Source organism: Microvirga sp. Mcv34 (assembly GCF_024519725.1).
In the GTDB taxonomy this organism is placed as follows: Bacteria; Pseudomonadota; Alphaproteobacteria; order Rhizobiales; family Beijerinckiaceae; genus Microvirga.
The window spans coordinates 1-3,342 of record NZ_JALJRK010000184.1 but is presented as its reverse complement, the minus strand read 5'-3'; the positions used below and the strand labels follow the sequence as shown (position 1 = coordinate 3,342).

Here is a 3,342-nt window from a genome sequence, read left to right as displayed (position 1 = left end):
TCGCCTCTGAGCTGGGAGCATATCAATCTCACCGGCACCTATGCCTGGGGCGAGCCGCCCTTGCTTGTCGACGGCTTTCGTCCCCTGCGCTTGCCGAAGACCTTGGCACGCGCCGCATGATCCGATTGGGCGAAGATGGAGGTTCTATGTTCGTTCTAGCTTAGCGTATAATCAGGAACAGATCTTGCGCTGACCCCACGCTGGACAGGGCCGTTGCGACGACAGCGCCGGCGGCCGGAATAACCTCGATGAGTGAGGCATGCGCCTCGGCTCGCCCACTGGCAAAGCCGCAGATGAGCACCAGAATGCAGGAAGATGCTGGAGGCAGGTTATGTCGGTGACTTTAGGGCGCAGCTTCACGCCCGGTGCCGGGGACTTGTAGTCGTCCGCCTTCTTTCCTTCGGCCGGGATCTCAATCCAGCGGTCGGTTTTGCCGTCCTCACGTTCCTGCACGACTGGAGAGCATGAAGTTTTGTGGGACAGCTCTGACCGACGGGCAGGTAAACGTGTTGAGATGGCGGCCGCCCCATGAACAGACCAAAGCGTTCGTTCCGAGAAGTACCAGGAGCAGCCCTTCGGCCGAGCCGCAATTCACGTACGCTGTGATTGATCCTACCTCCGTCAGGTGGAGCGGGATCTGTCGGAGGCACCTGGCGGTTCCGGCGGCCCGTCGCTCCTGGCCTAGATCCCGCTTAGGCAGACGTACTTGATTTCGAGGAAGCCCTCGATGCCATACTTGGAACCCTCGCGGCCGAGCCCCGACTGCTTCACGCCACCGAACGGCGCCATCTCGTTGGCGAGCGCCGGCGTGTTCACGCCCACCATGCCGCTCTCCAGCGCCTCCGCCACGCGCCAGACGCGGGCCATGTCCTTGGCGTAGAAATACGACGCCAAGCCATATTCCGAGTCGTTCGCCATGGCGATCACATCCGCCTCATCCTTGAAGGTGATGATCGGTGCCAGCGGCGCGAAGGTTTCCTCCTTCGTCACCTTCATGGCCTGCGTTACCCCCGTCATCACGGTGGGCTCGAAGAAGGTGCTGCCGAGATCCGAGCGCTTGCCGCCGACCAGCAGCTTGCCGCCCTTGTCGAGCACGTCCTTGACATGCTCCTCCATCTTGGCCACCGCCCGGTCGTCGATCAGCGGGCCGATGGTCACGCCTGCTTCGGTGCCCCGACCGAGCTTCAGGCTCTTCGTCTTGGCCGCGAGCTTCTCGGCGAAGGCCTCCGCCACGCTCTCCTGCACGTAGATTCGGTTGGCGCAGACGCAAGTCTGGCCGGCATTACGGAACTTGGAGGCCATCGCACCCTCCACCGCCGCATCAAGATCGGCATCGTCGAACACGATGAAGGGCGCGTTGCCGCCGAGCTCCAGCGACAGGCGCTTGATGCCGTCAGCGGCCTCCTTCATCAGCCAGCGACCAACGCCCGTCGAGCCGGTGAACGTGATCTTGGCCACCTTCGGATTGCGGCAGAACTCCTCGCCGATGGGCTTCGCCTCGCCGGTGATCACCGAGAAGGCGCCCTTCGGCACGCCCGCCCGCTCGGCCAGCACGGCGAGCGCGAGGGCCGAAAGCGGGGTCTGGGCTGCGGGCTTCAATACCATGGTGCAGCCGGCAGCGAGCGCCGGCCCCACCTTGCGGGTGATCATGCCATTGGGAAAGTTCCACGGCGTGATGGCAGCGCACACGCCCACCGGCTGCTTCAGCACCACGATGCGCTGGGACGCGTTGGCGCCGGGGATGACGTCGCCGTCGATGCGCTTGGCCTCTTCCGCGAACCATTCGATATAGGCGGCGTTCGAGACCACCTCGGCCTTGGCTTCGGCCAGCGGCTTGCCCTGCTCGGTGGTGAGGATGAGCGCGAGATCGTCGGCATTGGCGATGATCAGGTCGTACCAGCGGCGCAGGATGACACTACGCTCCTTGGCGGTGCGCTTGGCCCAGTCCTTCTGCACCTGGTGCGCCTTATCGATGGCGCGGCGCGCGGCGTCGGGTCCGAGATCGGGGACCTCGAGGATGAGCGCACCGTCATAAGGATCCGTGACGGGGATGGTCTTGCCGTCCGGGGCGTCACACCACTCGCCGGCGACATAAGCCTGCCCTACCAGCAACGACGGATCCTTCAGGTCCACAACGCGGCGGTCCACAGGCTTCGAATGAACGGTCATTGGCAGGCTCCGGGATTCTTCAAACGTTCATTAAAGTTGATGTGACGGGCGGCTGTATCCGCTCCTCAAGAGGGCCGCCCGATGCTTCCCATAAGGGTTGGTTCATGCCGTTGGGCTGAATACCCGCACATCGCTGGGATTGAAGCGGACATTGACTCGATCGCCCGGGGTGAGATCGCGGGTCTCCCTTACGTCCAGGGACGAGCGCACATCGATCACCTCCCCCCACGGAGTCTCCACAGACACGTGGAGAGACTCCCCCAAGAACGTTGCGCTGGTCACACGTCCGGACAGGCCGGTACCGCCATCGGGCGATTTTACCAAGCGGATCCGGTCAGGGCGCACCATGATCAGCGCATCCTTCTCCGCCGATGGAAGATCGGTCAGGGAGACGCCATCGACAGTTGAGCCATCGGGGCAGCAAACCTGTCCGCTAGCTCCATTGCGCTTCAGAACGGACGCGCGAATGAAGTTCGAGTTGCCGATAAAGCCAGCGACAAACCGGGTGTGTGGTGTCTCGTACAAGTCCCGGCCGCTGCCAATCTGCTCGATCCGGCCATGGTTGAAGAGTGCAATCCGATCCGACAAACGAAGCGCCTCTTCCTGGTCGTGGGTCACGTAGAGGATCGTGACACCAGTTTCCGTGTGGATGCGCTTGATTTCGTATTGGATCTCCTCACGCAGCTTCTTGTCCAGGGCTGAGAGCGGCTCGTCCATCAGCAGGAGCGGGGGATCATAGGCCAGGGCACGAGCAAGCGCGACGCGCTGTTGCTGGCCTCCAGAAAGTTGCGCGGGCTTGCGGTCAGCAAAGCGATCCAACCGGACCAGCTTCAGCATGGCGGCAACCTTCGCATCGATGTCGGCGCGAGACTGGCGGCGGACTCTCAGAGGGAAGGCTACGTTCTCGGCCACGGACAGGTGCGGGAACAGGGTGTAGCGCTGAAACACCATGCCAATGTTGCGCTTGTTGGAGGGGACGTTGAGGATGGACCGCCCTTCCAGCATGACGTCGCCCTCGCTCGGCTCCTGGAAACCTGCGATGACATAGAGGGTCGTGCTCTTGCCGGACCCAGAAGGACCCAGAAAAGTGAGGAATTCACCCTTCGGGATGTTAAGAGAGATGTCACTTTGCCTTTAACTTTGAGATTCGTCGCGTTGGGTGCCGAAAAGCAA

2 protein-coding genes are annotated in these 3,342 nt (G+C 62.5%); both read right to left on the bottom strand.

Features of this window, described 5'->3' with window-relative positions:
• Positions 1-681: 681 nt before the first annotated feature.
• On the bottom strand, positions 682-2,169 hold the full coding sequence (locus OC446_RS29765; RefSeq protein WP_262032498.1) for an NAD-dependent succinate-semialdehyde dehydrogenase: 1,488 nt from the start codon (positions 2,167-2,169) through the stop codon (positions 682-684).
• Between the two features lie 102 nt (positions 2,170-2,271).
• Positions 2,272-3,291, bottom strand: coding sequence for an ABC transporter ATP-binding protein (locus tag OC446_RS29760; protein WP_410055172.1), 1,020 nt, complete (start codon positions 3,289-3,291; stop codon positions 2,272-2,274).
• Positions 3,292-3,342: the final 51 nt, after the last annotated feature.

What these genes read in the sequence shown, in the direction of transcription:
- OC446_RS29765 (WP_262032498.1), bottom strand. Translation starts at nt 2,169, where the DNA reads ATGACCGTTCATTCGAAGCCTGTGGACCGCCGCGTTGTGGACCTGAAG.